Genomic DNA, 3,801 nt, shown 5'->3' with positions numbered 1-3,801 from the left:
CGGGCGGATGCTGCTCAGGGCTTCGCCGAAATTGGCGGCGCTGGCCTTGGTCAGCATGGTCTTGAAGTCTTCGCTGGCGATTTCCAGCAGCAGGCCCGGCTCGCCGGAGTTGATCAGCAGCTTCGGCTCGCGCAGCAGGCTTTCTTCGTAGAGGCACGGCGAACTGGTCAGCGCCGGCAGGCCTGGCAGCAGGCTCAGGCTGTGTTTGCCGAGCATCTTTTCCAGGCGCTCGGTGGACACGGCGGTGAGGCGTCGACCCGTCAGTTCGGCGAGGCGATTGAGATCCAGCAACTGGCTCTGTGGAAACAGCACCATCAGCGCGCCGACGGCGTCGTCCAGCAACACGGCTTGTACCTTGCGCGATGCATTGAGGCCGTGGTGGTCGAGCACTTCTTCGTAGGCGATGCCCAGCTTGCCTAGCAGCAGCCGAATGACAGACGGCGCGTGCGGGGATTCGGGGGCGAGAGCGGCTTCGGTCATGGTCTGTATCCGTTTTTGAAACAATGGCAGGAGTATAACCAGCTTGATCAGAACGATCTGTCAGAAACTGCGACGGTGCTCACACTTGGCCGTATTGCTGCCCATGGCGCAGCCAGCGGTCGAGCAATGGGCTGACGTGAGTCGGCCAGCGTTCCAGCAAGGCTTGTGCGGCGTCGCGCACGGCAGGCAGCAGGTCGGCGTCGCGCATCAGGTCGGCGACTTTGAATTGCAGCAGGCCGGTTTGGCGGGTGCCGAGCATTTCGCCGGGGCCGCGCAGTTCGAGGTCTTTTTCGGCGATGACGAAACCGTCGTTGGTCTCGCGCATGATGCCCAGTCGCTGGCGACCGATCTGTGACAGCGGCGGATGATAGAGCAGCACGCAATGGCTGACGGCGCTGCCTCGGCCAACGCGGCCGCGCAACTGGTGGAGCTGCGCAAGGCCCAGGCGCTCGGGGTTTTCGATGATCATCAGGCTGGCGTTGGGCACGTCGACGCCGACCTCGATCACCGTGGTCGCGACCAGCAGTTGCAGGTTGCCGGCCTTGAATTCGGCCATGACGGCGGCTTTCTCCACGGGTTTCATGCGCCCGTGAATCAGCCCGACTTTCAGTTCGCCGAGGGCAAGAGTGAGGTCTTCAAACGTGGTCTCGGCGGCCTGACAGGTCAGTTCTTCCGACTCTTCAATCAGCGTGCACACCCAGTAGGCCTGACGCCCTTCGGCGCAAGCGCCGCGAACCCGTTCGATGACTTCGACGCGGCGGGTGTCGGTGACCAGCACGGTGTTGACCGGGGTGCGTCCGGGCGGCAGTTCGTCGAGGATCGAGGTGTCGAGGTCGGCGTAAGCGCTCATCGCCAGCGTCCGGGGAATGGGCGTGGCGGTCATGATCAGTTGGTGCGGGCACATGCGCCCGCCGACGCCTTTCTGCCGCAGCGCCAGCCGTTGCTGCACGCCGAATCGGTGCTGTTCGTCGATGATCACCAGCGCGAGGTTCTTGAACTGCACTTCGTCCTGGAACAGCGCGTGAGTGCCGACCACCATTGGCGTGCCGCTGGCGATCTGCTCCAGCGCGGCGACGCGGTTCTTGCCTTTGAGCTTGCCGGCCAGCCATGCGACGTCGATGCCCAACGGTTCGAGCCAGCGCTTGAAGGTGATGAAGTGTTGCTCGGCGAGGATCTCGGTCGGCGCCATCAGTGCGACTTGATAACCGGCCTCCAGCGCTTGCAACGCGGCGAGGGCAGCGACCACGGTTTTGCCCGCGCCCACGTCGCCCTGAATCAGCCGCAGCATCGGTTCGTGCTGACTGAGGTCGTAGGCGATTTCGTTGCCCACCCGTTGCTGGGCGCCGGTCGGGCTGAAACCGAGGTTGGCCAGGTATTTCGGTGGCAGTTTTTTCGCTTTCGGCATCGCTGGCGCGCGCAGGGAGCGCATGCTTTCGCGCAGACGTTGCTGTGACAGTTGGTGCGTCAGCAGTTCTTCGAAGGCCAGACGATGCTGGGCCCAGTGATGACCGAGGGCGAGTTCGTCGACGTCGGCATCGGCGGGCGGGTTGTGCAGGTAGCGGATCGCATCGGCCAACGGTGCCAGTTGATAGTCGCGAGCGAGTTCGGTCGGCAGCCAGTCGGGCAGGGTGCTGGGCTTGAGCAGGGTCAGGGTCTGCATGCACAACTGGCGCAGACGTGCCTGGGTCAGGCCTTCGGTGAGCGGGTAGACCGGGGTCAGGGTTTCATCCACCGGCGGCGGTTCGTCACCGGTGATGGCGCGGTATTCCGGGTGGTAGATTTCCAGTCCTGACGCACCGGGCCGGGCTTCGCCGTAGCAGCGAACCCGCGTGCCGCGCTTGAGGCCTTCTTTCTGTGCGTTGCTGAAATGGTAGAAGCGCAGGCTGAGACCGCCGGTGCCGTCCTGCAGACGCACGACAAGGCTGCGCCGGCGACCCATGACCACATCGGCGCCGCTGACGGTGCCTTCGACCACGGCGTCCTGTCCCGGCCGCAACGCGCCGATCGGCACCACACGGGTGCGATCCTGATAGCGCAGCGGCAGGTGAAACAGCACGTCCTGAAGATTCTCCAGGCCGACCTTGGCCAGTTTCTCGGCCATGGCTTCGCCGACACCCTTGAGTGCCGTCACCGACACTTGCGACAGCTCCGTCATGACGCTCGCTTAACCGGCGGTGACCGGTGCCGCTGGCTTGGCCACCGAGCACAGGCGAATGGAGTCGGCGAGGATCTCGATGGCTTTGGGCCGCGGGAAGCTCGCGCGCCACGCAATCGCCACGGTGCGGAACGGGACCGGCGCCGACAGCGGCCGCACTTCGATCACGCCCGGGGCGTAGTGGTGGCTGTCGACTGCCGACAGCGGCAGGATCGAGATGCCCAGCCCCGACGCGACCATGTGGCGAATGGTTTCCAGCGAGCTGGATTCGACCGTGGTGTGCTTGGCGCCATCGTTGCCCTTGGTCAGGGTCGGGCAGGCCTCAAGCACCTGGTCGCGGAAGCAGTGGCCTTCGCCGAGCAGCAGCAGGCTCTTGTCGTTGAGCAGGCCGGCGTCGATGGTTTCTTTTTGCGTCCACGGGTGCTGGGCCGGCATCAGGACGTAGAACGGCTCGTCGTAGAGCGGCAGGGTCAGCACGTCGGCTTCATTGAACGGCAGGGCGATGATGATCGCGTCGAGCTCGCCGTTGCGCAGTTTGTCGCGCAGCACGTGGGTGAAGTTTTCTTCGATGTACAACGGCATCTGCGGGGCGACCCGGTGCAGTTGCGGAATCAGGTGCGGGAACAGGTACGGGCCGACGGTGTAGATCGCGCCGACTTTCAGCGGTGCGGTCAGCTGGTTCTTGCCGGCCTGGGCCAGTTCGCGGATGCCTTGCGCTTGCTCGAGGACTTTCTGCGCCTGGGCGACGATGCCTTCGCCGACCGGAGTCAGGCGCACGGCGCTTTTGCTGCGCTCGAAAATCAGCACACCGAGTTCGTCTTCAAGCTTTTTCACGCCCACCGAAAGGGTCGGCTGGCTGACGTGGCAACGCTCGGCCGCGTGGCCGAAGTGCTGCTCTTGGGCGAGGGTAACGATGTAGCGTAATTCTGTGAGGGTCATAGCAAGCGTCCATGAAGATGCGGGCCAAGCATACCGGCTGCGATCGATAGACGCACGTTATCAGACTGAGGGCGGCGTGCGACACCGGGCAATGTGGGGTTTACCGCGGGCAGATAGGCAAAAGGCACCTTTGCAGACTGTGTGAAAACCTAGCAATCTGCGCAGCGCTCAATGAAAATGCTCCGTATCGAAAGATACGGAGCATTTTTCGTTATGGCTTACATCCA

At 63.8% G+C, this 3,801-nt stretch carries 3 protein-coding genes; all 3 read right to left on the bottom strand.

Annotated features, from left to right (window positions below; genetic code table 11):
- The coding region (locus tag ACIOWA_RS23885) for a YbaK/EbsC family protein (RefSeq protein ID WP_401162253.1) at window positions 1–480 on the bottom strand (480 nt) is incomplete at its 3' end.
- A 79-nt stretch (window positions 481–559) separates the two neighbouring features.
- Window positions 560–2,635, bottom strand: coding sequence for an ATP-dependent DNA helicase RecG (recG, locus tag ACIOWA_RS23880; RefSeq protein WP_401162251.1), 2,076 nt, complete (start codon window positions 2,633–2,635; stop codon window positions 560–562).
- A 9-nt stretch (window positions 2,636–2,644) separates the two neighbouring features.
- A complete protein-coding gene (locus tag ACIOWA_RS23875) occupies window positions 2,645–3,574 on the bottom strand; it encodes a LysR substrate-binding domain-containing protein (protein WP_401162249.1) in 930 nt (309 codons plus the stop codon).
- Between the last annotated feature and the right edge of the window lie 227 nt (window positions 3,575–3,801).

The sequence above is a fragment of the Pseudomonas sp. NPDC087614 genome (genome assembly GCF_044743485.1).
Taxonomy (GTDB): Bacteria; Pseudomonadota; Gammaproteobacteria; order Pseudomonadales; family Pseudomonadaceae; genus Aquipseudomonas; species Aquipseudomonas baetica_A.
Note: the sequence above shows the minus strand (reverse complement) of the source record. Positions and strands in the feature narration are given on the sequence as shown.